Here is a 26,596-nt window from a genome sequence, read left to right as displayed (position 1 = left end):
AAAAAATCCATGATGAAATCAGCCTGGTGGATGATGGTCGGGCAAGATCGAGTCAGCGCAAGGCGGAGCCGGATGCGGCGATCGCCTCGCCGTGGCCGGCCGCCGGTTGTCCGGCCGCGGCTGCGTGGCCGTGTTCGCGATCGAGGCTGAGCCGGTACCGGCGGCATCCGATGGCCAGCAGCAGCGCGGCGAGCGTGGCCGCCGCGAGGTTGACGATCGTCATTGAGTGACCGACCGCCGCGGGCGTGCCGAACACGCGATCGGTGAACAGCGCGACGACCGTCGTGCCGATCCCGAGTGCGATCAGGTTCGAGACGAGCAGGAACAGTGCGGAGATTTGCGCGCGCATCTGGTTCGGCGCGAGCGTCTGCATCGCGGCGGTCGAGGTCGGCATCGGGAACGACGCGAAGAACATCGCGACGACGAGCATCGCGAGCGACGACGGTAGATGGTCGAACTGCGTGAACAGCGCGGCGGGAACCGTCATGCAGACGGCGCCGATCGCGCCGGCGCGCATCGGCGCATCCGTGCGGCCGCGACGCAGCAGCCAGTCGTTGAGCCAGCCGCCGCAGAACACGCCGGCGGTGTTCGCGACGAGCAGCACGCTGCCGAGCGCGTAGCCGGCCTCCACCGCCGTCATTCCGAAGCGGCGGATATAGAACGCGGGCGTCCAGCTCAGCAGGCAGTACAGCGTCATCGCATAGAACGAGAAGCCGAGGTAGTGGCACGCGAAGGTCGCGCGGTGCGCGCCGACGAAGCGCAGCGAATCGCCCATCGACACGCGTCGCACCGTGCCCGAGCGATCCTGCGCGAGCCCTTTGCGCCGTGGATCGCGCACGGTCGCGGTGAACAGCAGCGCGACGAGCAGGCCGGGCAAGCCGACGATCAGGAAGGTGACCTGCCACGCGTGAATCTGTCCGACCACCGGCAGCGTGAACGCGCTCGCATGCTTGAGCAGCGCGATCACGTAGCCGCCGATCAGGAACGCGATGCCGCCGCCGATGAACGAGCCGAGCGAATATACGGCGATCGCGCGCCCGAGCTTCTCCTTCGGGAAGTAGTCGGCGAGCATCGAATACGCGCCGGGCGACAGCGCCGCCTCGCCGATGCCCACCCCCATCCGCGCGACGAACATCTGCACGAAATGCTGGCTGAGCCCGCATGCGGCGGTCGCGACGCTCCACAGCGCGATGCCGATCGAGATGATGCGCGGGCGCGCGTAGCGGTCGGCGAGATACGCGACGGGCAGCCCCATCACCGCGTAGAACAGTGAGAACGCGAAACCGTTGAGCAGGCTGAACTGCGTGTCGGACAGGGATAGGTCGCGCTTGATCGGCTCGATCATCAGCACGAGCACCTGGCGGTCGACGAACGAGAAGACGTACGCGAGCATGCAGATGACGACGACATACCATTCATACGTATAGCGCTTGCCGTCGGCAGCGCGGGCCGTGGGTGCGGACATGCGGATTCTCCAGGAGCGGGCGGTGGACGCCGCGACGGCGGCCTCGCGGGCTGCGCCGTCGCGGCGCGAACGCGTGCGTGCGGCACGATCGGAGACGCAGCGTAGTCGGCCAAATCCGGCCGCCATATCCGGAGTGACAGCCGCGCCACACGGACATTTACCGACCCAGGTAAAGAAAACACCGAGGCCGTGCGCGCGGGCCGCCGCGGAGCGCGCGTGCGGCGGCCCGCGCGCGCATCATGCGGTGCATCTATAAGTGTTATAGAGCGGATTGCGTCGACTTCCGAAATTGTCGTTCCTAGACTCGGCCCGGTTTTCATTGGCGATGTTGGCCCTTCGAGGCGAACGCGCTTCAAGTCAGGCGGCGCGATGCTGACAGCTGCCGGCATTTCCACGGGACGACGAAGATGAACCATCCGAACAGGCGGGCCGACCGGCTTGCCGCACCGCTTGCCGCGCTCCTTGCCTGCGCCGCGCTGCCCGCCGCCGCGCAATCGAGCGTGACGCTTTACGGCCGCATCGACACCGCTGTCGAATACGCGAACGCCGGACCGAACCATGTGGCGCGTATGGGCAGCGGCAACCTGTTCGCGTCGCAATGGGGGCTGAAGGGCGTCGAGGATCTCGGCGGCGGCTACGCGACGATCTTCAAGCTCGAGGGCGGCTTCAACGCCGCGAGCGGGGCGCTCTCCAGCAGCAGCGCGTTGTTCGGGCGCGAGGCGTGGGTCGGCGTCACGGGGCCGTTCGGCGGCGTGCAGGTCGGCGAGCTCTACACGATCCTGCATACGACGCTCGTCACGTACAGCCTGCCTGGGCTCGGCGCGGGGCTCGCGTGGGGCAACGCGACCGACAATTTCGTCGGGCCGGCGTTCCTGCGTGTGCGCAACTCGATGCGCTACACGTCGCCGCGCCACGCAGGCTTCATGCTGCGCGCGATGGCTGCGCGCGGCGCCAACGGCGCGGCCGGGCAGCCTTCGACGCTGGGCGATACCTACGGCGCGGGACTCAACTACGTGCGCGGCGGCCTGTCGGTCGATCTCGATTACATGACGCAGAAGTTCAGCCCGGTCGCCGCCGCGACGCTCGGCGACGCAAGTCCGGCCGCGAACGGCAATTACACGCTCGGCGCGGTGTCCTACGATTTCGAAGTCGTGAAGGTTTCCGCGCTGTACATGCGCCATCGCGGCGGCCCCGACGTCGCGACGGTGATCGACAGCCGGAGCGCGTATCCGCACAGCGACATCATGGAACTCAGCGCGACGGTGCCGATCGGGCGCGCGTCGCTGTTGCTGAGCGTCGGCCATTACCGGAAAGTCGCCGACAGCGAAGGCGACGCCGATTCGTACGGCGTGCGCTTCGACTATCCGCTGTCGAAGCGCACGGTGCTGTACACGGGCGCGGCGATGGTGCGCAACGGCGCGCATGCGCGCTTCGTCGTCAACGGCGCGGCGGGCGGCGGCGTCGCGCTCGCGAAGCCAGGCGCGACGGCCAGCTCGATCGTCGCCGGCATCCTGATGTCGTTCTGATCGTTCTGATCGCGCGGGCCGGCCCGCGCGGCTAGGCACGGGCGGGCAGTTGCGGCGCGAGCCATGCATCGAATGGCGCCCGCCGGCCGATGCTGAACAGTTCGAGCAGCAGCGCGCGCAGCCAACGATGGCCGGGATCCGCGTCGAAGCGCCGGTGCCAGTACGCGTTGACGGCCCATTCGCCGGCGTCGGCGATCTCGTACAGCGCGCACGGTTGCCGCGCCGCGAACGTGATCGCGACGGTCTCCGGCAGGATCAGCGCGTAGTCGCCGTCGCGCAGCAGCGCGGGCACCACCATGAAATCTGGCAGCGCCGCGCGCACGCGCGGCATCAGCCCGTGCCGTTCCAGCAACTGCATCGATTGCGGATGCGACGTGATCGCGAGAAAGCGCAGCGCGTCGGGCACCGCGCCGTCGAGCACGAAATCGTCGGACAGCGCGGCGCGCCGCGCGGTACGGCGCGGCATCAACAGCACGCAGCGCTCGTGCAGCAGCGCGGCGCGCTGGAAGTGGCTCGATGCGTCGGCGAAGTGCCCGAGCGCGAAATCGATGCGCCCCGATTCGAGCGCGACATTGAGTTGGCATTCGTCGACATGCAGCGTCTCGATCACCGCGCCCGGCGCGCGGCGGTCGAATTCGGCGAGCATCGTCGGCAGGAACGCGCTCGCCGCGAAATCGCTCATGTGCAGGCGGAACACGCGTTGCGTGCTGTCGGGCACGAAGCGCGAGCCCTCGTCGAGCACGTCCTGCAGGATCGCGAGCGCCTTGTCGACCGACAGCGCGAGCCGCTGCGCGCGAGGCGTCGGCTCGACGCCGGTGCCGGTGCGCACGAACAGCGCGTCGCGAAACATCAGCCGCAGCCGGCCGAGCGCGTGGCTGACCGACGGCTGCGTGACGCCGAGCCGCTGCGCCGCGCGGCCGACATGCCGTTCCTCGTACACCGCGCGAAACGTTTTCAGCAGATTGAGATCGAGATCCTGCACGCGCAGGCCATCGGGCGCGTCGCCGTCGTGCGGCGCGGGGTCGGCGCGGGCCGGGGCCGCGTGACGGCCGGTCGAGGGATGCGTCATCGTGGTGTCCTCGCGGTGACGGAAGGCGCGTGGCCGTAACGCCGCGCATACGCCTTCGCGAAATGACCGAAGCCGTGGATGCCGTGCGCGATCAGCACATCGGTCACGCTGCGCGCGTCGCCGCGTTGCAGAGCCGCGTGCGCGGCGGCGAGCCGGCGTTCGCGCACGTAGGCGGCCGGCGTGGTGTGCAGGAACGCGCGGAACGCGTGCTGCAGCGTGCGCGGCGCGACGCCCGCGACGGCCGCCAGCGCGGCGAGCGCGAGCGGTTCGCCGAGATGCGCGTCGACGTGGTCGCACGCGCGGCGCACGTGCGTCGGCAGCGGCGGCGTGCCGCGCGCGAGCGCGTCGCTGTACGAATGCGGCAGGTGCGTGAGCAACAGCGACATCAGCCACGTGCTCAGATCGGCGCCGGAGGCGGTTGCGCCGATGCCCGGCTGCGCGCCCAGCCGGCACAGATACTCGAATGTCGGCGGCACGAGCGCGGCGCCGGCGCCGCCGGCCGTGAGTTCGAACGTCAGCGGCCGGGCGAGCGTCGCGTGCAGCATGTCCTGGAGCTTGCGCTCGAGCGCGCCGCGCTCGAGCCGCAGCACGAGGTTGCGGCAATCGGGGCTCGTGCTCAGGCGGCTCGCGAGCGCGGGCGACGACACGGTCAGCTCGCCGGGGCCGGCGCGCGCGACGACGGCGCCGGCCTGCAATTCGTACGTGCCCGCGAGCGTCAGCCTGAACAGGAAATGCGCGGCGTCGTCGCCGAAGTCGATACGCGTTTCGCGGCCGTAGCAGAGTTCGAGCAGCGTACCGTGATGCAGCGGCACTTCGTACAGTTCAGCGCGAAACGGATCGCAGCCGCGCGCGGCCATCCGGTGCGGCCCGAGCCGGTGCGCGACCGCGCGTTCGACTTCGTCGGGCGCCCGCAGCGCGCCGAGCCGGTTCGGCGCATGGCGGGAAAGGGCGATATCCATTCGTGGACCTCGGGTCGGATGCGTGGGGGCGACGGCATGCGCGGGCGGCGCACGTGCCGGGCTGCGATTGCGTTGCGCGAACGGGCGCGTCGTTGCGCGTTTTGAAGCGACGCGGTGCACGCCGCCGCGTAGTCTCGGAAGCACTCATTCACCGGGAGACGACGATGAAGGTATGTGTACTGGGCGGAGGCCACGGCTGCCATGCGGCGGCCATCGATCTGTTCGAGAAGGGGCACGACGTGACGTGGTGGCGGCGCGATCGCGAGCCGCATGCGCGGCTGCGCGAACTCGGCGTATTGAACGTGACCGACTATCGCGGCAAGTGGGCGGTTCCGCTCGGCGAAGCGCCCGGCGCGATTCGCCTGACCGGCGATCTCGCGGCGGCGCTGCACGGTGCGCGGCTCGTCGTGGCGCCGCTGCCGGCCACCTCGCACGACGCGCTCGCCGCGCAGGTCGCGCCGCTGCTGGAGGACGATCAGGTCGTGTTCCTGCCGCCCGGCACATTCGGCAGCTTCGTGTTCGCGCGTGCGGCGGCCGACGCCGGCAATCGCTCGCGCATCGCGTTCGCCGAGACGGGTACGCTGCCGTATCTGGTGCGCAGGCATGGCGACAATGAAGTCGTGATCAGCGCGTATGCGACGCGCCTGCCGACCGGCGTGTTTCCGGCACACGCGGCCGGCTGGGCATTCGACGTGCTGCGCGCGGGCTATCCGTCGGTCGAGCCGGTCGAGGACGCATTGTCCGCCGCGTTGATGAACGCGGGGCCGGTGATCCACCCGCCGCTGATCCTGATGAACGCCGGGCCGCTCGAACACTTCGACGCGTGGGACATCCACAACGAAGGCACGCAACCGGCGATCCGCCGCGTGACGAACGCGCTCGACGCCGAACGCATCGCGGTGCGCGAGGCGCTCGGCTACCGCTCGCCGCATTTCCCGCTCGCGGATCACTACGCGGCCGACGGTGACGAATGGATGTACGGGCGCGGCGCGCACGGCAGGCTGACCGATAGCGGCGACTGGCGCGAGAAGATCGATTTGCGCACGCATCGCTACATGCTCGAGGACACCCGGCTCGGGCTGTCGTTCGTCGTGTCGTGCGGGCGCTGGGCTGGCGTGCCGACGCCGGTTGCGCAGGGGCTGCTGAGCATCGCGAGCGCGGTCGTAGCGCGCGGCCTGTATGCGGAAGGCCGCACGCTGGAGCGGCTCGGGCTGGCGGCGCTGTCGCGCGACGCGCTGCGCGCGCTGCTCGACGCGGGGTGCGCGGCATGATCGCGGCCACCGAGGTGACGCGCGTGCACGTGCTCGGCGCGGGGCGCATGGGGCAGGGGATCGCGCTGGTGTTCGCGTTCGCGGGGCTCGACGTGACGCTGGTCGACTTCAAGCCGCGCGACGCGGCCGGATGGCGCGCATTCGCGGCGCGCACGCACGACGAGATCGCGCGGCCGCTGCACGCGCAGATCGTGCTCGGCCGCATCGACGCCGCGCAGGCCGACGCCGTCGTCGCGCGCATTGCGCTCATCGCGCGGGACGGCGCGGCGGATGCGGTGCGCGATGCCGACATCGTATTCGAGGCCCTGCCCGAAGTGCTCGACGCGAAAGCCGACGCGCTGCGTTGGCTCGGCGTGACTGTCGATGCGAGCGCAACGATTGCATCGACGACGTCGACCTTCGTCGTCACCGAGTTGCAGCGCCATGTCGCGCATCCCGAACGGATGCTGAACGCGCACTGGCTGAATCCCGCGCTGTTGATGCCGCTCGTTGAGATCAGCCGCGGCGCTGCGACGGATCGAGCCATCGTCGACGCGCTCGCCGCGCTGCTGGCGCGCGTCGGCAAGCAGCCGGTGATCTGCGGGCCGGCGCCTGGCTATATCGTGCCGCGCATCCAGGCGCTCGCGATGAACGAGGCCGCGCGGATGGTCGAGGAGGGCGTCGCGAGCGCAGCGGACATCGACACGGCGATCCGCACCGGCTTCGGCCCGCGCTTCGCGGTGCTCGGGCTGCTGGAATTCATCGACTGGGGCGGCTGCGACATCCTGTATTACGCGTCGATGTATCTGGCCGGCGAGATCGGCCCGCGCTTCGCGCCGGCCGACAGCGTCGTGCGCAACATGGAAGCCGGGCGTGATGGCGTGCGCACGGGCGCTGGTTTCCACGATTATGCGGAGGTCGACGTGCCCGCCTACATGCGGCAGCGGCTCGGCGAATTCGCGCGGCTGCTCGATCATCTCGGGCTTGCGCCGGTGTTCGACGGCGCGCGGCGGGGAAGCGGCGGCTAGGCGGCGCGTCGGCGCGGCGGGCGGGAACGGCCGCACGCGCCGGGAATGGCCCGCTCGCGCGAATCGAGGCGTCATGGTCACGCCGCGTCGGCAGCCGGGGCGGCGTGAGCCTCATCCACGATCCGCGTCTCGCGCATCGCGCACAGCGTCGCGACGGTGACGAGGCCGAGCGCGACGAGGAACAGCGACACGGGCCACGACGCCTGATGGCGCGCGAGCAGCGCGGTCGCGATCAGCGGCGACATGCCGCCCGCGAAGATCGACGCGACTTCATGGCCGAGCGCGACGCCCGAATAGCGCACCTCGGTGCTGAACAGCTCGCCGACGAGCGCGGGCAGCGTGCCGATCATTGCGCCGTGGCTGACGGCCGTGCCGACCGTGAGCGCGAGCCACACGAACGGCGTCGCGCGCGTGTCGAGCAGCCAGAAGAACGGAAACGCGCACGCGACGAGGCTGAGCGCGCCGATCAGGTACACCGGCTTGCGACCGATCCGGTCGGACAGCCGACCCCACGCGAGCATCGCACCCATCTCGACGATCATCGCGATCATCACGCCGGTCAGCATCACGTCGTTCTGGATTCCGACGTATTTGCCGTAGACGAGCGAAAACGCGAGGAAAATGTATGCGCCGCCGTTTTCGGCTACGCGCAGCCCCATCGCAATCAGGATTGCCTTCGGATGGCGGCGCAGGCACGCGACGATCGGCAGATGCGCGTGCGCGCCGTGCTTGCCGGCCTGCTCGAAGTCGCGGCTTTCCGGCAGATGGCGGCGGATGTAGATGCCGATCGCGAAGAGGGCGACGCTCGCGAGGAACGGCAGCCGCCAGCCCCACGCGCGGAAAGCGTCGTCCGGCAGCGCCTGCGCGGCGAGAAACGCGGCCGACGACAGCACGAAGCCGCCGCCCACGCCGAGCTGGCTCCACGCGGCGTAATAGCCGCGCTGTTCGGGCGGCGCGTTCTCGCTGATCATCAGCACGCCGCCGCCCCATTCGCCGCCGGACGCGATGCCTTGCAGCAGGCGCAGCGCGACGAGCGCCGCGGGCGCCCACAGGCCGACCTGCCCGTAGGTCGGCAGCAGGCCGATCGCGAAGGTCGACGCGCCCATGATCAGTAGCGTCCACACGAGCGACACCTTGCGCCCGTAGCGATCGCCGACATGGCCGAACACGACTCCGCCGAGCGGCCGCGCGACGAAGCCGAGCGCGAACGCCGCGAACGCGGCGAGGCTGCCGGCAAGCGGCGATGCGCCGGGCGGGAAGAACACGTGGCCGAACACGAGCGCCGCGGCCGTGCCGTACACGAAGAAGTCGTACCACTCCATCGCGTTGCCGGCGACAGAAGCGATGACGATCCGGCGAAGCTGCCGGTCGACGAGCGGCCGGGCGGCGCTCGGGGATTGCACGGTGTCGGTCGGGTACATGGCGGACTCTGAAGGGGGAGACGGCGCATGCCGTCTTCGCGGCAGTGCGGCCTTAGGTTGTCGCCGCCGCCGGCCCCGGTCAAATCCGCAGAAAAAGGCGGGTGTCATCACTCCGGCAAATGATGGTCGCGGCTGCGCGCCGCTGCTTCATGCGTGCTTGCCGCGGCGCGACGCTCAACCGCACCCGTGGCGGCAGATACGCGCCGGTCCGATGCCGCGCGGCGATGCGCCGCCCCGGGTCGAGTTCGCCGGGCAGCAGGTCGAGCGCGCGCAGCCCGCCGAGCTGATCGAGCGCCCCGGTTCCGCTGACGCACGGCAGTGGCGTGCCGCGCAGACCACGCGGCAGTGACGTGCTGCTGAAATCCGCTGCGGCGCGCAGGCGCGGGCCAGGCAGGCCGCGCGCACGGATCAGCGCCGCCCGTGAAGGTGCTGGGCCGCGGCGCGAGCGAATCGACGTCGGGCGTCACGCGGCTCGGCGGGATGGAGGTGCGCGTCGTCGATTCAATTGAAGAAGACCTCGTCATGTTCGATCTTCTGGACCAAGCCTGCTTATCGTTCCGACATGCGGATTGTGCTGGGGCGGTCTCCGGGAGGTTGCGGCCTCAGCCGCTGCGGGTCGAGCGCGGACAGGGGCGCAGCGGGAGAGGTCGCCGCCTCGGGCGCGAGCATAGAGCCGGACGTGAAATCGGGCGGCAGGGTCGTCATCGGCAAGCTCATCGTTCCTCTTTCCAGCGTGCGTATCGTTCCGGCATGCACACCGCGCATGGCCGGTATCCGGCGGCGCGCGCCGCGGCTTCGTCGAGGAAGAACACGCGCTGCTTCGCATAGCCGCCGCGCGCGAGGGCGCGCCGCGCGGAGCGGCAGTCGAGGCGACCGTAGATGCGGCCGCGCCGGTGTCCGCCCAGCGTGCCGGGGACCGCGCTGCGATACGGCCGGCCGTCCGGGCCGAGCAGCAGCCAGGTGCGGCTCATCGGTCCTGCGTCGCGGCGGCGTCGCGCGCGGCGTGGAATACGAGGTCGAGCGCGCATCGCTCGCCCGTCCGCACGACGCTGACGCCGTGCCGCAGATTGACCCGATAGGCGCCCTGCGCGCCGCGGAACGGCCGGGTGCCGCTCGCGAACAACACGAGGTCGCCCTGGTCGAGCAGGAACGCGGCCGGGCGCGATTGCATGCGCGGGCGCTGTTCCGTCATCACGAATTCGCCGCCCGTATAGTCGCGGCCCGCGCGCGACAGCATCACGCTGGCTTGCAGCGGGAACGCGAGCGCGTCGTCGGCGCGGTGTTGCAGTGCGGCTTCGTCGCCCGACCGGAGACGCGACAGCGACGACAGCGGCGCGCCCAGCCCGGCGTCGCGGCAACGCGCCTCGAAGCCCGCCAGCGTGGGCGGCAGCGTCGCGCCGGTCCCCAGCGCGTCGAGCCAGCGTTGTGCATGCGGCACGAGCCCCGTATAGAGCGCCTCGCGCAGCCGCGCGCCGGGTGTGAACTGCGCATCGCGCCAGTACTGTCCCGTCCGCTGATCGCCGCCCTCGGGCAGGAGGCGATCGGGGTCCATGACCGTTGCACGCAGCCTGTCGCAGGCCTCGGGCGTCAGCCAGCGGCGAATCACCGTGTAGCCGTCGCGATCGAGATCCGCGGCGAGCGCGGCGGCCTCGGGCAGCGGCGGCGCGTCCGTGCCGGCCCGCGCGGCAGGGCGCGTCATACCTGTTCTTCCCGTTCGAGCAACTGGCGCTTGCGCTCGATGCCCCAGCGATAGCCGGACAGGTTGCCGTCGCTGCGGATCACCCGGTGGCACGGGATCGCCACCGCGAGATGATTGGCGCCGCAGGCCTGCGCGACCGCGCGCACCGCCTTGGGCGCGCCGATCTTCGCGGCGATGTCCGCGTAGGTGGCGGTCGTGCCGACCGGGATCGTGCGCAGCGCCTGCCACACGCGCTGCTGAAATGCCGTGCCGCGCACGTCGAGCGGCAGGTCGAGGCCGATTCCGGGTTCCTCGATGAAGCCGACGACGCGGGCGACCAGCGTCTCGTAGCCGGGGTCGCCGCCAATCAGGTTCGCGTGCGGAAACTGGTCCTGCAGGTCGCGCAGCAGCGCGTCGGGATCGTCGCCGAGCAGGATCGAGCAGACCCCCCGTTCGCTTTGCGCGACGAGGATCGAGCCGAGCGAACATTCGCCGAGCGCGAAATGGATGTCGGTGTTCGCGCCGCCCGCGCGGAAATCGGACGGCGTCATGCCGAGCACGCCGTTCGACGCCTCGTAGAAGCGGCTGTTCGAATTGAAGCCGGCCTCGTAGATGGCGTCGGTCACCGACGCGTTTTGCGCGAGACGTTCGCGCAGCCGCTTCGCGCGATGGGCGAGCGCATACGCTTTCGGCGTGACGCCCGCCACCGACTTGAAGACCCGATGGAAGTGGTAGGGGCTCATGTCGGCGTGTCGCGCGAGCGCAGTGAGCCCCGGTTCGGCTTCGGCGGTCTCGATCTGCCGGCACGCGTCCGCGACGATCGCGGCATGGTGTTCGGCGATGCGGGTCTGGTCGGACGCGGCCCGCTTGCTCGGGCGGTAGCCCGCCGCCTCCGCGGCCTGCGGCGTGTCGAAGAACTCGACGTTCTCCGGGCGCGGAATCCGCGACGTGCTGCTTGCCCGGCAGTAGACGCCGGTGGTCCTGACCGCGTAGACGAACTGGTCGTCGGCGCGCGGATCCCGCGCGAGCACGGCGGCCCAGCGCGGATCGGCCACGACGCTGGCGGCGCTGCCCTTGGCCGGTGAAGGCGTTCTAAGCTTGATCATGCTGGTCTCATATCGTTCGAGTCGGTACTACTGTACGCAGCGGCGCGCCGGATCACACTCCGGCTCTTGCGGTTGAATTCCTCGAACGGGTCAGCGGGCGGGCAGCCGCCACAGATACCATGCCGCGATCGTGCGATACGGGCTCCAGGCGCGCCCGAGCGCGGCCAGTTCGCGCGGCGTCGGCGTCGCCGCCAGCCCCTTGAGGCGGCGATAGCCCTCGCGCACGCCGAAGTCGTCGACGGGCAGGATGTCCATCCGCTCCAGGGTGTAGATCAGGAACATCTCCACGGTCCATTTGCCGACGCCGCGCAGCGTGGTCAGCCGCGCGATCAGCGCGTCGTCGGGCAGCGCGAGCGCGGTTTCGCGCGAGGGCACGACGCCCGACAGCGCGGCGTGCGCGATGCCCTGGATCGTCGCGATCTTGGTCGCAGAGAAGCCGCAGGCGCGCAGGGCGTCGAATCCGGTCGCGGCCAGCTGCGCGGGCGTCGGGAACGGTTGATCCGGAAACAGCGCGAGCAGGCGCGCGAGAATCGCGTCGCCCGCGCGCGCGTGCAGCTGCTGGTACGCGATTGCGCGCACCAGCGCCTCATAAGGGTCGCGCGCCGGCTTGGGGGCATGCAGGCAAGGGCCGGTCGCCGCGATGTGGGCGGCCCAGTCGGCATCGAGCGCGGACAGGAAGCGGGCGGCTTTCCGGTAGAGCGTGGAAGGGTGAGCGGTCATGAATCGGCAGATGGGGGGGAATGGGAGACGGGAACGGCGTCGCGGGGCGTCGCGTGCCGCTGTTCGTGCGCAAGCAGCCACGCCTTGCGCTCGAGGCCCCAGGCATAACCCCTGAGCGAGCCGTCCTGGCCGACCAGCCGATGACAGGGCACCAGGATCGCGATCGGATTCGCGGCGTTGGCCGCGCCGACGCCGCGCGCGCCGTTCGGTCGGCCGAGCGCGCGGGCGAGCATGCCGTACGTGCGGGTCGCGCCTGCCGGAATCGCGCGCACGGCAGCCCAGACGGCCTGTTGGCCCGGGGTGCCGGCCGGCGCGACGGCGATTTCGTGCAAGGCGTCGAGCGCGCCGTCGAAGTAGCGCTCGAACGCCGCGCCGGCCGCGCCGGGACCGGCGCCCGGCAGCAGCATGAGGTCGGGCGCGTCGTGCAGCAGGCGCGTGCGCAGTCGGTCCACGTGCTCGGCGAACGCGGCGGCATGCACGCGGTCCGCCGCGTCGGCCGCGATCACGAGCGTGCCGATGGGCGTGGGCTGGTCGTACAGGAACAGCTTCATCGTATGGATTCATTCGAGACGCGTGATCGTATCCGCGTCGATCAGAAAACGCGCGCCGTCCGGCAAGTGCAACGCCAGCCGTCCGTCCGCGCGGACCCGCCAGCCCGCCGCGTCGCGGCGCGCGAGGCAGGCGGCCAGGCCGGCCTCGTGCGCGTCGTCGCGCGGGGCGGGCGGATTCGGCGCGTCGCGGGCCGGCGCGCGCACGCTCAGATCAGCGCCCGCGGCGCATATTGCTCGGCTTCGCGCCGGAGCAGCTCGCGCTTGCGCTGAAAGCCCCAACGATAACCCGACAGCGTGCCGTCGCGCTTGATCACGCGATGGCACGGCACGGCGATCGCGAGTATGTTGGCCGCGCATGCCTCGGCGACGTCCCGCGCCGCGCGCGGATCGCCGAGCGTGCGCGCGATCTCGCCGTAGGTCGTGGTGACGCCCGGCGCGATGCCGCGCAGCGCGTCCCAGACGCGTCGCTCGAAGGCGCTGCCGTGAGGATCGAGCGGGAACCTCGGCGCATCGCCCGGATGATCGACGAGCTGGGCGGCGCGCGCGAGCCGTTCCGCGAGCCCCGCGTCCGACGACGCGCCGGCGTGCGGAAAGCGGGTGCGCAACTCGGCGCTCAGCGCGGCGTCGCCGGCGCCGAGCAGGATCGCGCAGACGCCGCGATCGGTTTCGGCCACCAGCACGCGCCCGAGCGAGCACGGACCGATCGCGTAGCGTACCGGGTCCGGAGGGGAAACAGCGGGTTCGTGTGTCATGGCTTGGGTCTCGTGAAGTGGAACGTCCTGATGATCCGCACTGTAGGACGTCGGGTCGCCGGCCGCACTCCGGGGCTTGCGGTCGAATTCCCGTGGGCTACAGCGCGTCGTGAAAGATCAGGCCGAGCGTATGGCGCACGCCCGCCGTCAGGCGGCTCACGCCGTGCCGCATGTTGACCCGGTATGGGCCGCGCGCGCCCTCGACCGGCCGGTGATTGACGGTGAACACGACGGCATCGCCGCGCGCGAGCGGCACCACCTCGACGCGCGACTGCATGCGCGGCCGCTGCTCCGTCATCACGAATTCGCCGCCGCTGAAATCCCGGCCCGGCTCCGACAGCAGGATCGCGACCTGCAACGGGAACACATGCTCGCCGTACAGGTCCTGGTGCAGGCAGTTGTAGTCGCCCGCCTCGTAGCGCAGGATCAGCGGCGTGGGGCGCAGTTGCCCCGCGTCGTGGCAGCGGGCGAGGAATTCGGCGTGCCGCGCCGGATAGCGGATCGTGCTGCGCAGCGCGGTCTGCCAGCGGTTCGCGATCGGCACGAGATGCGGATAAAGCGCGTCGCGCAGCGCGCCGATCGGCTCGGGCAGCGGATAGGCGAAGTATTTGTATTCGCCGCGCCCGAAGTTGTGGCGGGCCATCACGATGCGGGCGCGATAGGGCGCGTCGAGCGGATACAGCGCGGCGAGCGCCGCGCATTCCGCCGGCGTGACGAGTTGCGGCAAGCGCGCGCAGCCATAGCGGTCGAGCGACTGCTCGATGTCCGCCCAATCGTGTTGATCGACGCGCTGCGCGAGCGGCGCGGCGCGGCGCGCGGAAGCGACCGCGCTCATTAGCCGCGACGCGCGGCGGCGCGGGATGGATGGGTGACCGGCATCATCGTGGCGCTCCTGGGTTCGACGCGATGAGGCGAATGTAGTGCGGGCCGGCCCGGGCCGCACTCCGGGTCTTGCGGTGGAATTTGCCGACGTCGCGGCGTGCGTTCAGTCGAGCGGGAACAGCGAATCCTGGCGCGCTTCGAGCGACAGCAGCAGGTGCTTGTTGCGCAGGCCGCCGCCGAAACCCGTCAGCTCGCCCGATGCGCCGATCACGCGATGACAGGGTGCGATGATCGGGATCGGGTTCGCGCCGTTCGCCGCGCCGACCGCGCGCACGGCCTTCTTGTTGCCGATCTGTTCGGCGATCTCGAGGTAGCTGCGGGTCTCGCCGAAGGGGATCGTCAGCAGCGCTTCCCAGACCTTCTTCTGGAACGGCGTGCCGGCGAAGTCGAGCGGAAGATCGAACGAGGTTCTTTGGCCTGCGAAGTATTCGACGAGTTGGCGCTCGGTTTCGAGGAGCACGGGATGGTCGGGCATCTCGATCATCCCGCCGGACGGCGCGCGCGCATCTCGTTCGTGCTCCCAGCGCACGGCGGCGAGCCGCTCGCCGTTCGCCACGAGTTTCAATCGGCCGACCGGGGATTCGATCGTCTTGTACGCGTACATTCGGCTGCTCCGCTGATGAAGATGCCGCCGGAGCCCGGCGGCGCAGCGGACATTATGCCGGGGCCGGCGCGCGCGCGCCATGCGTCGGCGCGCCGTGCCGGGGGCTCTCAGGCGGCGCGCTGCAGCCCGAGGCGACGCGCCAGCGTCGCGAACAGGCCATGCTGCGCGATCCACTCCGCGTAGGCGCGATAGTCGGGGTCGCGCATCAGGTGGCGCTCCTCGGTCTTCGCGCGCAGGAAGTACAGCAGGTTCACCGCGATCAGCGCGACCGTGTGCATCACCGCGATGCGCCAGCCGAGCGGTTCGATGAACGGCACCGACACCATCCAGTACGACAGGTTCTTCGAGACATAGGCCGGATGCTTCGTGAAGCGGTAAGGCCCGGACGTGATGATGCCGCGGTTGGTCAGGTTCGAGAAACGCAGGCCGAACGAGATCGTCGACAACGCGTAGATCAGGAGCAGCGCGACGATCGTCACGCCCCACAGCACGCGGATCGCCGGGACGCCGAGCAGCCAGTTGTCCCAGAACATCGAGCCTTCGTAGTGGATGTACTGGTTCGAGATCAGCGACCAGAACGGCTGGTAGCAGATCAGCGCGGCGAGCCAGCCGAGGGTGGTCGGCTCGACGGTGCGCACGTGGCTGTCGAGGATCCGGAACGTGCACAGATAGCCGACCGTGCCGAACATCAGGTCCATCGTGAACGACAGGTCGTACATGAAGCGGAACGTCGCGAGCGACATCGGCGCGCCGAGCGCGGTGTCGAGCGACGCGCCGAGATGATCGGCGTCGGTCGACAGATAGGTGACCATCAGCGGCAGGAAGAACGCCTTCACCATCCAGCCCGCGAGCATCTCGCGGATCGGCTGCCAGCTGGCCGGGCGTTCGCCGCGCAGCAGCAGCCGGCCCCAGGCCAGGTAGGCGTCGTCGACGTCGCGCTGGCGCGTATCCATCCACGCGAAGTAGAACGGCGCGCCGATCGCGAGATACGGGGCGAGCGTGCCGGCGAGCGACCAGAACGGCGTATAGAACGCGCCGTGGTATTCGGGCAGCAGCCAGTAGAGCAGCGCGATGCCGGCGTAGACCGAGCCGAGCGCGACGAGCCGCACGGCGACGCGCGCGAGGTCGAGCGGGCGCACCGCGCGTTGGGCGAGGCCCGCGCTCGGGCGCAGGTGGACGCGCGCGACGAACAGCTCGTAGGCGCCGATCGTCGCGATGATCGCGATGCAGGCGGCGGTGGCGCGCGCAGCGCCGTCGAGCGTCGTGCCGCGCAGGATCCAGAGCGTGAACAGACCGGCGGCGATTCCCGCCAGGCCGACCGTGAATGGCGTGGCGGAGCGCGGCGGGCGAGCGGGCGTTGCCGCCGCGCCGGGGAAGGTCGAATTCATGTCAGCCTCGTATCGTGACATTGGAGAGCGCGGCCGGGCGTGGTGATTGGTCAGTGCCCGACCGTGTGCTGCCGACTTGCGTTACTTGCCGGGCGTGCCGCCGCCGAGCAGCCCTCCGAGCAGGTTCGTGAGCGGTGCGAGCGGGCCGGCGTTGGCCGCGCCGCCGTTCGAGCCGCTGCCTGTCGCGCCGCCGGTCAGGCCGGTGATCAGGCCGGGGACGGGCGAGGTGGGCGTGCATGCGGGGCCGCCGGGCGCGCCGCCGCCGACGAGCGCGCCGACCAGCGCGCCGACGGGGGCCAGCGGGCCGCCTATCGCGCCGCCGGGTGCGGCGGGTTTGCCGAGCAGGTTGGTCAGCGGCGACAGCAGGCCGCCCGCGGCCGGCGGGCCGCCGGCTCCGCCGAGGTTGCCGACGACGCCCGTCAGCGGTTGCAGGATGCCGCCGAGTCCGCCGGCAGTGCCGCCAGCACCTCCAGCGCCGACACCGACACCGACCGCGCCGCCCAGTCCACCGAGGATACCGCCGAGCACGCCGGCACCGCCAGGGCCGCCGCTGCCTCCGGTACTACCGACGCCGCCCAGGCCGCCGAGGATGCCGCCGGCACCGCCAGGGCCGCCGGCACTACCGACGCCGCTCGGGCCGCCGAGGATGCCGCCGAGTCCGCCGGCACCGCCAGGGCCACCGCTGCCTCCGGCACCACCGATGCCGCCTAGGCCACCGAGGATGCCGCCGAGCCCGCCGGCACCGCCAGGGCCACCGGGGCCTCCGGCACCACCGACGCCGCCCAGTCCACCGAGGATGCCGCCGAGTCCGCCGGCACCGCCAGGGCCACCACTGCCTCCGGCACCACCGATGCCGCCTAGGCCACCGAGGATGCCGCCGAGCCCGCCGCCGCTACCCCATCCACCCATGCCGAGGTTGATGCCGAGGGACCCGGTCAGCGAACCGGTGATCGTGATCGGCAGGCCCGTGATCGGCCCGATCGGGTTGGTGGTGGCGCCGGTGAAGAGTCCGCCCGTCGCGGTGACGGTCCGGCCCAGTTGCGTGACGACCCCGCCCAGGTCCTTGCCGACCTGATCGTTGGTCGAGCCTGTCACTTTCGCGCCGAGCGCACCGATTCCGTTGCCAAGCGTGGTGAGCACATCGTTCAGCGGCACGCCGAGGCCGGTGACGTTGCCGACGGTCCGGGTCGTGTCCGACACGGCGAGCGTGATCGGGTTGATGACCGTGCTGACCTGGGTTTCGATCTGTTGGACGGGGGCATTGGTCAGCACCTGATTCAGGCCGCCTGCAACCTTGATGACCAGGTCGCCGGCGCCGCCGACGACCGTCGTGCCCAGCGCTGCCGTGACGGGCGCGAGCGGTGCGAGAGGGCCGCTGCCGAGGCTCGTCACGACGCCGCCTAGCTTGGTGACCGACGCGCCGACGTCATGGACCACGCCGCTGCTGGAGGTCAGCGTCGGTCCGAGCGGGTTGGCCGCGCTGCCGAGCGTGCCGAGACCGTTCGCCGTGCCGTAGCCGAGTGTCCGGACGCCGTTGCCGACATCGGTGATGGCGTTGCCGAGGTCCGTGGTGGTCGCGCCGTTGACGCCGGGCGCTGCCGTGCCGGAGACCTTCACGCCTGTGTCGGCGACGACCGTTCCAACGGCCGTGATCAAGTTGCCGCCCTGAGTGAGGACGTTGCCGAGCGGGGTGGAGGAGGTGCCCGAGGTGCCGGAAGTGCCTGAGGTACCCGAAGTACCCGAAGTACCCGAAGTACCCGAAGTACCCGAAGTACCCGAAGTACCCGAAGTACCCGAAGTACCCGAAGTACCCGAAGTACCCGAAGTACCCGAAGTACCCGAAGTACCCGAAGTACCCGAAGTACCCGAAGTACCCGAAGTACCCGAAGTACCCGAAGTGCCCGAAGTGCCCGAAGTGCCCGAAGTGCCCGAAGTGCCCGAAGTGCCCGAAGTGCCCGAAGTGCCCGAAGTGCCCGAAGTGCCCGAAGTGCCCGAAGTGCCCGAAGTGCCCGAAGTGCCCGAAGTGCCCGAAGTGCCCGAAGTACCCGAAGTACCCGAAGTACCCGAGCTACCGGAAGTCCCCGACGTCCCGCCGCCGCCCGAGGATCCCGAAGTGCCCGACGTCCCCGAAGTGCCCGACGTCGTGGGCTTGACCGTTCCGCCGGCGCTGGTGAGCGGCGGAATGCTGTCCGTGGATCCGCAGCCATGCAGCGCGAGCAGGGTTGAGACGCCAATGGCGATAGTTGTCCTGGTGAGTATCGTACGCATGGAAGGCCCCCGAAGTTATTCACCGCGAACCTTCACAGCAAATTCCGGACCATTGCATAAATGACAACGCGCATCCGGATCAGGTCTGGAAACCCGTCGTATCCCTTTTCCTCATCCAAATAAAATGCATTGATGCAAACCCTGATGCCGCCCTCGATATTCGATGTTCCCGCGACGCTACGTAACGCCGCAGCGGATGTTACGGCACACGACGTACGCGCCCCGTGCACGACATCCGCGCCCGCGAAACTAGAGCTTCTTTGCGCCGCGCCGCGTGCTCTTTACACGCTCTTTTCACCGCGCTCGTTACCATCGAGACGTGTTCAACAGCCAGGAGCGGACGTTCGGCGCCCGCTCCGCCCGTCTATATGACATTCCGCAAGCTCGCTCCCGTTCCGACTGCCGGCCGGTCCGGCACGATTCACCTGAACCGCCCGGTCGCGAGGCGGCGCGTCGCGCAGGCGGACCACGGGCGGGCGCGGCTCGTCACCGTGCTCATCGACAGCCGGCATCTGCGCACCGCGCGGCAGACCCTGCATCGCGCGCTGGGGAGCGAGATGAATCTCTATGTCGCGACGATCGACAACCGGGACGGCCAGGCGTCGCTGCAGATCGAACTGGAGGCGGGGCGGGTGATGGAAATCATGTCCCTGCTGATGCAGACCCTGCCGGAGGCGGAATTCGGCGCGATCCGCCCGTCCCGGCGCAGCCGCGCGCACTAACCTGTGAGCATGCCGGGCGCGGGATGCGCGTCCGGCAATCGAAAGGATTCCGGAGGATGATCGCGGCCTCGCGCGCCTGATGGAGCCGGACCGCGCCGGGCCGCCCGACAGCGCCCGGAACAGGACTGCCCGGCCCTAGACGGAAAGCGCGCCGCTGCTCGCCGGCGCCACGGCGATGTCCTCGAGCGCGCCAAGAAAGCTTGCGCTCCACCAATGCACATCCTGCGAGCGGATCACGGCAAGCAGCGCCGCATGGCGGCGGACCCGCTCGTCGAGCGGCATCGTGAGCGCGCGCTCGATCGCGCGGGCCGTGCCCTGCACATCGTAAGGATTGACCAGCAGCGCATCGGTCAGCTGCTCGGCCGCGCCGGCGAAGCGCGACAACACGAGCACGCCCGGATCCTCCGGGTCCTGCGCGGCGACGAACTCCTTCGCGACCAGGTTCATCCCGTCGCGCAACGGCGTGACGAGCGCCACCCGCGACGCGCGATAGAGCCCCGGCAGGTCGGTCCGCTCGACGTTGCGATGGATGTAGCGCACCGGCATCCAGTCGAATTCGCCATAGTCGCCGTTGAGCGCGCCGCACAGGCTGTCCATCTGTTGCCGCAGGTCGTCATAGGCGTCGACGTCCTCGCGGCTCGGCGCGGCGATCTGGATCAGCGTCGCGCTCTTGCGGCTCGCCGGATGCTGTTCGAGCCACTCGCGGAACGCCTGCACGCGCTGTGGCAGGCCCTTCGAGTAATCGAGCCGGTCGACGCCGACGAGCAGCTTGCGGCGCGCATACTCGTCGCGCATCTGCGTGTACATGTCGAGCCCGTCCGGGGCGTTCGCGAGCGTCGTGAATTCATCGGCGTCGATCCCGATCGGAAAGGCGCCGACCCGCAACGTGCGATCGAACGCGCGCAGCCGTTCCCCGTCGAGCGCCTGCGCGCCGGCCTCGGCTTCCGCGTAGCGGGTGAAATGCGTGACGTCGGCGCGGGTCTGGAAGCCGACGAGATCGTAGTCGAACAGCGAGCGCATCAGCCATTCATGCTCGGGTATCGCGGCCATCATGAGCGGCGGCGGCACCGGGATGTGCAGGAAGAAGCCGATCCGGTTGCGGCAGCCCAGCGCGCGCAGCTCGGTGGCGAGCGGGATCAGATGGTAGTCGTGCACCCAGATGAGATCGTCCGGCTGCAGCAGCGGCAGCAGCGCGCGCGCGAACAGCCGGTTGACGCGCCGGTAGCCGGCCGCGAAACGCGTATCGAAGTTCGCGAGGTCGAGCCGGTAGTGGAACACCGGCCACAGGACGTTGTTCGAATAGCCGAGGTAGTACGCGTCGTGGTCGTCCTGGCTCAGGTCGATGGTCGCGAGCTGAACCGGCCCGGCCTGGCTGTGCTGCACGTCGACGTCGTAGTGGGTTCCGGGCGGCGCGTCGAGCAGCTTGCCGCTCCAGCCGAACCACAGGCCGCCGCGTCGCTGCAGGCTGTCCCGCAGCGCCACGGCGAGTCCGCCGGCGGAGGCGCTCGACGGATCGGCGGTGCGGTTGGAAACAACGACGAGACGGCTCATGATGGACCTCCATGTGATTCCACGCGGGCCTGCGCGGCGGCGGTGCGATTGCATCAGGAAGGGGTGCTCGCCGCATGGCGGTCCTTGCGAGCGCCCCTTCCTGATGCAATCCGTGCGACGCGTGGATGATGGGTGGCAAGGATGACGCGCCGGCACGCGGCCGGCGCGGCCTGGCGGCTAGTGCACGGTGCGGACGAATTCCGCGCGCACGTCCTGCAGATGCTCGCGTGCCTTGCGGAGCCGCTCGATCAGTTCCGACGATGCGCTGCTGATCGGCATGCGGGTTTCAAGGGAAACCGGATGGTCGAATGACAGCATGGCCTTGATCGCGGCGGGGTTCGGTGCGGAAAACAGTAACCTCAGTAGCGGAATCAGGCAAGCAAACAATTTGCGCGCGTCCGCGCGCGCCCCGGCGGCGACCAACTGCCGCGCATCGTCGAGCAGGTCCGCGCAGAGATGCGCGCTCGCCAGCACGCCGCCCGTGCCGCCCGCGCTCAGGCAGTCGACGAACGCCTCGTCGGTGCCGCACAGTACGCTGATCGGCAGTTCGCCGAGCGGCGCGAAATGGTCCTTCACGCACTCCTTGATCGCGAGCACGTTGCGCAACTCGACGAGCCGCGCGACCGTATCGGGTTCGATCGTGACGCCCGTTCGATGCGGGACGTCGTACAGCATGATCGGCCGTTCGGTTGCGCACGCAACCTGTTCGAAGTGCCAGCGGATGCCGGCCTGGTCCGGGCAGATGTAGGACGGCGGCGAGACCAGGTAGCCCGCGCTGTCCCAGCGCTCCCAGCGCACGATCTCGCGCAGCACGGCGCGCGTATCCGCGCCGCCGACGCCGATCACGATCGGCGTGCGCGCGCCGACGACGTCGAAGAGCGCGCGGACGACCGCCTCGCGCTCGGCGTCGGACAGCAGGGCGGCTTCCGCCGTGGTGCCGAGCGCGACGAAGCCGTCGATGCCCGCGCGCTGATAGTGCGTGGCGAGATACTGCAATGCGTCGATGTCGACGACGCCGCGCCGGAACGGCGTGACGAGCGGCAGCCAGAGACCTGTGAACATGCTCAGTATCCCTCCCGATCGGCGGCGAGCACGCGCCCGAGCGTGGCTTCCGGCAGCGTCGCGAGCAGCGTGTGCAGCGCGAAGCCGAGATCGTTGCGCGCGAGACGGCAGGCGACGCGGATCGTTTCGTCGCCGGCCTCGACGTTCACGACGTAGGCGCCGAGCGGTGAATGCAACAGCGTGTGCAGCAAGGACGACGCCTGCGCTTGAGTGCGCACCGGCAGGGTGACCGGCAGCAGCACGCGCCGGGCGGGGAACGGAATGACGTTCTGGCGGGTCAGCGGGCGCGGCGTAAGCGGCGGCAGGTCGGGAACAGGAATTGCGTGGAGGAGCGCCATGTTGAGCGGACGAACCGCGATGCGTGGACAAGACCCCTCCACGCTACAGGCCCGCGCATAAAAACGATGTGAAAAAAACGGTGTTGCCGCGATAAAAAGTATCGATGCGGTTTTTTTTGCATCCCACCCCAAACGCGGCGCGCGCAAAAAAGCCCCGCTTGAGCGGTAATGCCGTTCAGTTAAGACCTGAACGGTATTTTCTTCTGGAGTTGGAGTTGTAAACGGCGGGCCGGGCTGTTCGCGTTTGGCGCGATGCTGACCGATCACCTGATCTTCATGCTGGATCGCAGCCGAACTGTCGACGGCATCTACCAGGAAATCTGGGGAGCGTTGATCGCCTACAACCTGATTCGTCGCGAAATGGCTTGCGCTGCCTTCGAGGCCAAGTGCGAACCGAGCGAACTCAGCTTCGTTCGCTCGCGCCATCTCATCCAGCACGAAAGGATGTGGGCCGCACGCACGCCTGCCTTCGCCAGGTTGCCCGCCGTCCTCAAGCGGCTCCGCGCACACCTCAAGCTGCTCATCGACGTAAAACGGCCCGATCGCGAATGCGATCGGGCCGTCAAGTCCCGTCCTGCTCCTGATCCCGTCCGCTTCCTAAGAAAGATCCTTAACTGAACGGCATGACCTTCGGGGAGGGGCCTGCAATCGCGTGGAGGACTGTTGCGCCGGCGCGCCGCGATGAGCGCGCCGGCGTACCGCGCTTACTTCACGGAGCTGGCGCTGACCTTCGCGAAGTCGAGGCTGCCGAAGCCCGTGTCGTAATCCCAGCCGGACGCGGCGTTGTAGCCGTGGCCGCTGTAGCCGTTGTTGCCCGACGAGATGTCGTGGATCAACGCCGTGTTGCTCGGGATGCCCTGGTAGAACGCCTGGGTCGGCAGGCCGAGGCTGTTGCTGTTCGCCGACTCGACGCGCGCCCAGCCGCCGACGAAGATCGGCGAGGCGAGGCTCGTGCCGCCGACCAGCTGGTTGGTCTGGCCGTTGATCACGATGTACGCGCCGGTCGATTGCGCGGCGTCGAACGCGACGTCGGGCAGCACGCGCTTGGTCACGCTGCTGCCGAGCGCCGCCGTCTGCCAGCTCGGCGCCGTCTCGTACTTGCTGACGCCGCCGCCCGTGGCCCAGATCCGCACGGCGTTGTCGACCGGGTTGCCGTTGCTGTCGACGTCCGCGTACGCGACGCCTTCGTTCCACACCGTCTCGCCGGCCCAGGTCGTGGTGCCCGTGGTCGACAGCGTGGTGCCGCCGACGGCCACCACGTACGGCGAGCTGGCCGGCGACGATACGCTGTACTTCGTCAGGGTGATGGTCGTCTTCACGCTGCTGCCGTTGTAGGTGCCGATGTAGCCGGGCGCGCCTTGCGGCGAGGTCGACCACTGGTACACGCCGGCATCGCCCGCCGACACCGAGAACACCTGGCCTTGCGCGACCGCCTGCTTGAACACCGCGTCGTCGGCCGACAGCGAGCCGTCGGAGTTCGCCGCCGTTTCGTCGAGGCCGAGCGACACGTTGATGACCTTCGCCTTGTTGTCGGTCACCGCCTTGTTGTAGGCGGCGGTCAGCGTGGCGTCGGTCAGGCCGCTGTCGCTGCTGTCGCCGTTGACGGCCGCGTAGAAGATCAGCTGCTTGACCGCGCCCGCCGTGCCGATGATGTCCTGGCTGTCGAGATCCCACTCGCTCGGATCGCCGTCGTCGGCGAGCGTGCCCGAGCCGCCCGCGACCACCGCGGTGTTGACGGTCGGCAGGCCCGCGTTCTTGGTGAAGGTGTTCAGGTCGGAGATCGTCTGGGTCATGTCGCCCCAGGTGATGATGCCGACGGTGGTGTTGGTCGCGGTGGGCAGGCCGCTCGCGTCGTAGATCTTCGCGAAGTCGGTCGGCTGGTGGCCGACCTGCGAGCCGGCCGCCGCGTTCCTGCCGGCTGCGTTCGACGCGATGCGCGCGTTCGGCGAGATGCGCTGGATCAGGCGGTGCGGCACGACCGCGTTCTGCAGGCCGAGCACCGATTCGACGACGGTGCCGAGCGACGACGGCACCAGCGCGGCGGAGTCGTTCGCGTAGACGGGCTTGCCGCGATAGTTGAAGCGCTTGACGCTCGCATGGAAGCCGTTCTGCGCGCTCGTCGCGTTGCCGTCCGCGGAGATCAGCTTGTTGTTCTCGGTGATCTGGATGTTCGAGAAGCCGTTTGCCTTCAGGTGGGCGACGACCGCCTGCACCTGCGCGTCGGTCGGCGCGAAGCGCGCCTTGAACTGGTCGGGCGTGAGGTACTTGTGATAGCTCGCGCTGCCCGGCTGGTTGACGTCGTGCAGGAACGCGTCGAGCTGATCCTCATTGCGGTTCTTCAGCACGATCGTCACGTGCAGCGGCTGGCTCAATTCGAGCGGCGTGACCACGGTGTCGGTCACCGCCGGCGAACCCACGCTGTTCAGCGTGTAGGTCGGCGCGACCGCGGCGGAGGCGCCTTGCGCCTGCGACTGCGCGACGGCCGCCGCCGGGGTGCTGGCCTGCAGGAAGGCATCGGTGCGGGTCGCCACCCAGCTGGTGGCGGCATGCGCGGACAGCGGCGCGAGCGTTGCCGCGACGGCGAGCGGCAGCAGCGCGAGGGCGAAGCGGTTGGACGATTGACGATTGACTTGCTGAGTTCTCTGCATTGTGTGCTCCAGGATGATGACGAAGAACTGCTGCGGCGGCCGCGCCCTCGTGGCGGCGGCGTCGCGTGATGCAAACCGACGCATAACAAAGGCAACGAACCAGATTCACGGCGACATGGAGGCCCTCCCCCTTCCTGCAAGATGTCGGGATGTCCCGACGATGCGCCCGCGACGGCGGACATGGCGCCGAAGCATGGCTCCCGATGCTAAGCGCAAATTGACGAAGTTTTTAGGATTCCGATCTATATGGCTGGCATAAGTGCTTCCATCAGTTTCTGCTCGATGTGGTGCTGCCGGGTTGGTGGGGTCGATACGACGCCCTCGCGCGGAGGCCGGACCAGGCCGTGCGCGATGCCGTGCGGATCGTCCAGTTCATCGGCCCGGACCCGGCGTGCCGGGGGGCCGTCAAGCGATTGCATGCGCAGTGCCGTCGCGCGGAGATGGTTCGCCGGCCGTCGCTGCGGCATCGTTTTTCACGTCCGCCGATTCATCCGTCCGGAATCCATCTTTAATCGATTGAATCCGGGGAGGAGAATATATGGGCAATGAAAATCGATTGCCGATAAATCGGGAATTAATTGGTAAACGGGAATGTGTTGCGGCTTTTTAAAAGCGGATTGGCCCTCGATACGGCGTAATTAATTTGGAAGTATTTCGTCAGTTTCGTGTATTTTGATGCTTGTGTCAGGCTTTTTTGTGCATTTCCTGCCGGAAACAATATCAAGGAAAAAAACCATGAGTCAAACTTTTTTTGATTATGTCTAAAACTTTTAGAGATATATCGATGGAATATGTAAGTAAAAATAATATTCCCGTAAGTGCATGGTGCGGCGCGCCTTTGCCGGTTCGCGGGGTCCGGCTTGCTGGCGCTGCAATGCGTCAAAGATCGGCGTCGCCGGATTTACGCGCGTGAAAGGCCGCGATCAATTGCATGGCTTGCCGGCATTGCGCCGCGTCGAACGAATGGATCGTATTGGCGCCGGGATCGATGCCGAGTTGGCCCGCGAGCCAGCGCACGCCCTTGGCGCGCGCTTCGAACGCGTTGCAGCCGTCGCGGCGCATCTTGGCCGCGACCAGCGGCTCGAGCGCTTCATGCAACTCGGACTTCGCCTGGCGCAGGTCGGCATTGGCCAGCCGGCCGAGCGGCACGTTGCGCCGGCTGCGCGGATACACGCCGATCCACGCGTCGCACGGCGGGCAGATCCACAGCGGGCCATGCTCGTCGCGGTAGGGATACGCGTCGTCGCCGTGGCGCGCGAGCAGCGCCTTGGCGCCGCAGTAGTCGCACACAGGTTGGGGTAGGGCAGGAACAGGACGGCCGACACGCATGATGGAAGAGTACAGACAGAGAAAAGACAAGGGCCCGATGGCCGGTACACGCCGCCAGTTTACCAAGTCGGCGGCCCGGGCCCGCATTCGGCGCCGGTCGCGCCGCTGATACGCATTCCTGAATGATGCGCGACGAAGGCCCGCGGCGGGGCGAATCCGTCGCTCCGGCCGCCCTGATCGCGCCATTTCTTTTAACGCAATACTTTTTTTCATCGAGATGACGCCTGTCGCACGCGAGGGAGGCTTCTTGGCGCAAATTTGCATTGAAAATCGCATGAA

Annotated in this window: 24 protein-coding genes and 3 pseudogenes; 7 read left to right on the top strand and 20 right to left on the bottom strand. The window is 69.1% G+C overall.

The genetic code is table 11. The annotated features are described in order from the left end of the window. Positions 1 to 52: 52 nt before the first annotated feature. The gene (locus Bsp3421_RS15960) at positions 53 to 1,465 is read right to left on the bottom strand and encodes a spinster family MFS transporter (protein ID WP_273996891.1); all 1,413 of its coding nucleotides are present in this window, start codon (positions 1,463 to 1,465) and stop codon (positions 53 to 55) included. A gap of 407 nt (positions 1,466 to 1,872) precedes the next feature. Between Bsp3421_RS15960 and Bsp3421_RS15955 the strand changes: the two genes are divergently transcribed. Next, on the top strand, positions 1,873 to 2,991 hold the full coding sequence (locus Bsp3421_RS15955) for a porin (protein WP_273996890.1): 1,119 nt from the start codon (positions 1,873 to 1,875) through the stop codon (positions 2,989 to 2,991). A 31-nt stretch (positions 2,992 to 3,022) separates the two neighbouring features. Here Bsp3421_RS15955 and Bsp3421_RS15950 read toward each other — a convergent pair whose 3' ends face one another. Together Bsp3421_RS15950 and Bsp3421_RS15945 are read right to left on the bottom strand one after the other, a co-directional pair. Continuing rightward, positions 3,023 to 4,060 (bottom strand): LysR family transcriptional regulator, encoded by a 1,038-nt coding sequence (locus Bsp3421_RS15950; protein WP_273996888.1) that lies wholly within the window; start codon positions 4,058 to 4,060, stop codon positions 3,023 to 3,025. Further along, on the bottom strand, positions 4,057 to 5,019 hold the full coding sequence (locus tag Bsp3421_RS15945; protein WP_273996887.1) for an AraC family transcriptional regulator: 963 nt from the start codon (positions 5,017 to 5,019) through the stop codon (positions 4,057 to 4,059). Before Bsp3421_RS15945 ends, Bsp3421_RS15950 begins: the two co-directional genes overlap by 4 nt. A 164-nt stretch (positions 5,020 to 5,183) precedes the next feature. Here Bsp3421_RS15945 and Bsp3421_RS15940 point away from each other — a divergent pair, with 164 nt between their 5' ends. Continuing rightward, positions 5,184 to 6,290: an NAD/NADP-dependent octopine/nopaline dehydrogenase family protein gene (locus tag Bsp3421_RS15940; RefSeq protein ID WP_273996886.1), complete on the top strand. Its 1,107-nt coding sequence runs from the start codon at positions 5,184 to 5,186 to the stop codon at positions 6,288 to 6,290. After that, complete coding sequence (locus tag Bsp3421_RS15935; RefSeq protein ID WP_273996885.1) at positions 6,287 to 7,297, top strand: 3-hydroxybutyryl-CoA dehydrogenase; 1,011 nt, start codon at positions 6,287 to 6,289, stop codon at positions 7,295 to 7,297. The genes Bsp3421_RS15940 and Bsp3421_RS15935 overlap by 4 nt, the downstream gene beginning before the upstream one ends. 77 nt (positions 7,298 to 7,374) lie before the next feature. Here Bsp3421_RS15935 and Bsp3421_RS15930 read toward each other — a convergent pair whose 3' ends face one another. Then, positions 7,375 to 8,718, bottom strand: coding sequence for an MFS transporter (locus tag Bsp3421_RS15930; protein WP_273996884.1), 1,344 nt, complete (start codon positions 8,716 to 8,718; stop codon positions 7,375 to 7,377). A 211-nt stretch (positions 8,719 to 8,929) separates the two neighbouring features. On the opposite strand from Bsp3421_RS15930, the gene Bsp3421_RS15925 reads away from it, so the two are divergent. Beyond that, a complete protein-coding gene (locus tag Bsp3421_RS15925) occupies positions 8,930 to 9,067 on the top strand; it encodes a hypothetical protein (RefSeq protein ID WP_273996882.1) in 138 nt (45 codons plus the stop codon). Between the two features lie 364 nt (positions 9,068 to 9,431). On the opposite strand, the gene Bsp3421_RS15920 is transcribed toward Bsp3421_RS15925, so the two are convergent. The 11 genes and pseudogenes from Bsp3421_RS15920 to Bsp3421_RS34035 all read right to left on the bottom strand — a co-directional run bounded on the left by Bsp3421_RS15920 (position 9,432) and on the right by Bsp3421_RS34035 (position 18,055). Further along, the gene (locus Bsp3421_RS15920; protein ID WP_273996881.1) at positions 9,432 to 9,689 is read right to left on the bottom strand and encodes an Ada metal-binding domain-containing protein; all 258 of its coding nucleotides are present in this window, start codon (positions 9,687 to 9,689) and stop codon (positions 9,432 to 9,434) included. After that, complete coding sequence (locus tag Bsp3421_RS15915) at positions 9,686 to 10,417, bottom strand: 2OG-Fe(II) oxygenase (RefSeq protein ID WP_273996880.1); 732 nt, start codon at positions 10,415 to 10,417, stop codon at positions 9,686 to 9,688. The genes Bsp3421_RS15920 and Bsp3421_RS15915 overlap by 4 nt, the downstream gene beginning before the upstream one ends. Continuing rightward, complete coding sequence (ada, locus tag Bsp3421_RS15910; RefSeq protein ID WP_273996879.1) at positions 10,414 to 11,502, bottom strand: bifunctional DNA-binding transcriptional regulator/O6-methylguanine-DNA methyltransferase Ada; 1,089 nt, start codon at positions 11,500 to 11,502, stop codon at positions 10,414 to 10,416. The genes Bsp3421_RS15915 and ada overlap by 4 nt, the downstream gene beginning before the upstream one ends. Before the next feature lie 90 nt (positions 11,503 to 11,592). Continuing rightward, on the bottom strand, positions 11,593 to 12,222 hold the full coding sequence (locus Bsp3421_RS15905; protein ID WP_273996878.1) for a DNA-3-methyladenine glycosylase family protein: 630 nt from the start codon (positions 12,220 to 12,222) through the stop codon (positions 11,593 to 11,595). Beyond that, on the bottom strand, positions 12,219 to 12,773 hold the full coding sequence (locus Bsp3421_RS15900; protein ID WP_273996877.1) for a methylated-DNA--[protein]-cysteine S-methyltransferase: 555 nt from the start codon (positions 12,771 to 12,773) through the stop codon (positions 12,219 to 12,221). The genes Bsp3421_RS15905 and Bsp3421_RS15900 overlap by 4 nt, the downstream gene beginning before the upstream one ends. A gap of 9 nt (positions 12,774 to 12,782) precedes the next feature. After that, entirely contained in the window at positions 12,783 to 12,977 is a 195-nt protein-coding gene (locus Bsp3421_RS15895; protein ID WP_273996875.1) for a hypothetical protein, read from the bottom strand. A gap of 2 nt (positions 12,978 to 12,979) precedes the next feature. Continuing rightward, on the bottom strand, positions 12,980 to 13,525 hold the full coding sequence (locus Bsp3421_RS15890; protein WP_273996874.1) for a methylated-DNA--[protein]-cysteine S-methyltransferase: 546 nt from the start codon (positions 13,523 to 13,525) through the stop codon (positions 12,980 to 12,982). 97 nt (positions 13,526 to 13,622) lie between these two features. Then, complete coding sequence (locus Bsp3421_RS15885) at positions 13,623 to 14,360, bottom strand: 2OG-Fe(II) oxygenase (protein WP_273996873.1); 738 nt, start codon at positions 14,358 to 14,360, stop codon at positions 13,623 to 13,625. Between the two features lie 165 nt (positions 14,361 to 14,525). Beyond that, a pseudogene (locus Bsp3421_RS15880) lies at positions 14,526 to 15,011 on the bottom strand (methylated-DNA--[protein]-cysteine S-methyltransferase); the annotation flags it as partial. Positions 15,012 to 15,118: 107 nt separating this feature from the next. Beyond that, on the bottom strand, positions 15,119 to 16,399 hold the full coding sequence (locus Bsp3421_RS15875) for an isoprenylcysteine carboxylmethyltransferase family protein (RefSeq protein ID WP_273996871.1): 1,281 nt from the start codon (positions 16,397 to 16,399) through the stop codon (positions 15,119 to 15,121). Positions 16,400 to 16,480: 81 nt separating this feature from the next. Then, complete coding sequence (locus Bsp3421_RS34035) at positions 16,481 to 18,055, bottom strand: collagen-like triple helix repeat-containing protein (RefSeq protein WP_337995269.1); 1,575 nt, start codon at positions 18,053 to 18,055, stop codon at positions 16,481 to 16,483. Between the two features lie 13 nt (positions 18,056 to 18,068). Between Bsp3421_RS34035 and Bsp3421_RS34030 the strand changes: the two are divergent. Both Bsp3421_RS34030 and Bsp3421_RS15865 read left to right on the top strand, forming a co-directional pair. Further along, positions 18,069 to 18,542 (top strand): annotated as a pseudogene (locus Bsp3421_RS34030) (hypothetical protein); the annotation flags it as partial. Positions 18,543 to 19,035: 493 nt separating this feature from the next. Beyond that, positions 19,036 to 19,389, top strand: coding sequence for a hypothetical protein (locus Bsp3421_RS15865; RefSeq protein ID WP_273996870.1), 354 nt, complete (start codon positions 19,036 to 19,038; stop codon positions 19,387 to 19,389). A gap of 135 nt (positions 19,390 to 19,524) precedes the next feature. Here the strand turns inward: Bsp3421_RS15865 and otsA are convergent, their stop codons facing one another. From otsA to Bsp3421_RS15850, 3 genes are all read right to left on the bottom strand, one after another. Then, positions 19,525 to 20,940: an alpha,alpha-trehalose-phosphate synthase (UDP-forming) gene (gene otsA, locus Bsp3421_RS15860; RefSeq protein WP_273996869.1), complete on the bottom strand. Its 1,416-nt coding sequence runs from the start codon at positions 20,938 to 20,940 to the stop codon at positions 19,525 to 19,527. A 177-nt stretch (positions 20,941 to 21,117) separates the two neighbouring features. Then, positions 21,118 to 22,002, bottom strand: a complete 885-nt coding sequence (locus tag Bsp3421_RS15855; protein WP_273996868.1) for a 4-hydroxy-tetrahydrodipicolinate synthase family protein — start codon at positions 22,000 to 22,002, stop codon at positions 21,118 to 21,120. Between the two features lie 2 nt (positions 22,003 to 22,004). Next, positions 22,005 to 22,607 carry a hypothetical protein gene (locus Bsp3421_RS15850; RefSeq protein WP_273996867.1) on the bottom strand — a complete coding sequence of 201 codons (603 nt, stop codon included), beginning with the start codon at positions 22,605 to 22,607 and terminating at the stop codon, positions 22,005 to 22,007. A gap of 18 nt (positions 22,608 to 22,625) precedes the next feature. On the opposite strand from Bsp3421_RS15850, the pseudogene Bsp3421_RS15845 reads away from it, so the two are divergent. Next, a pseudogene (locus tag Bsp3421_RS15845) lies at positions 22,626 to 22,958 on the top strand (IS4 family transposase); the annotation flags it as partial. Positions 22,959 to 23,044: 86 nt separating this feature from the next. Here Bsp3421_RS15845 and Bsp3421_RS15840 read toward each other — a convergent pair. Together Bsp3421_RS15840 and Bsp3421_RS15835 are read right to left on the bottom strand one after the other, a co-directional pair. Continuing rightward, a complete protein-coding gene (locus Bsp3421_RS15840) occupies positions 23,045 to 24,988 on the bottom strand; it encodes a S53 family peptidase (RefSeq protein WP_273996866.1) in 1,944 nt (647 codons plus the stop codon). A gap of 879 nt (positions 24,989 to 25,867) precedes the next feature. Further along, positions 25,868 to 26,317, bottom strand: a complete 450-nt coding sequence (locus Bsp3421_RS15835) for a zinc-finger-containing protein (RefSeq protein WP_273998426.1) — start codon at positions 26,315 to 26,317, stop codon at positions 25,868 to 25,870. Positions 26,318 to 26,596 lie beyond the last annotated feature (279 nt).

It is taken from the genome of Burkholderia sp. FERM BP-3421 (genome assembly GCF_028657905.1).
In the GTDB taxonomy this organism is placed as follows: domain Bacteria; phylum Pseudomonadota; class Gammaproteobacteria; order Burkholderiales; family Burkholderiaceae; genus Burkholderia.
Note: the sequence above shows the minus strand (reverse complement) of the source record. Positions and strands in the feature narration are given on the sequence as shown.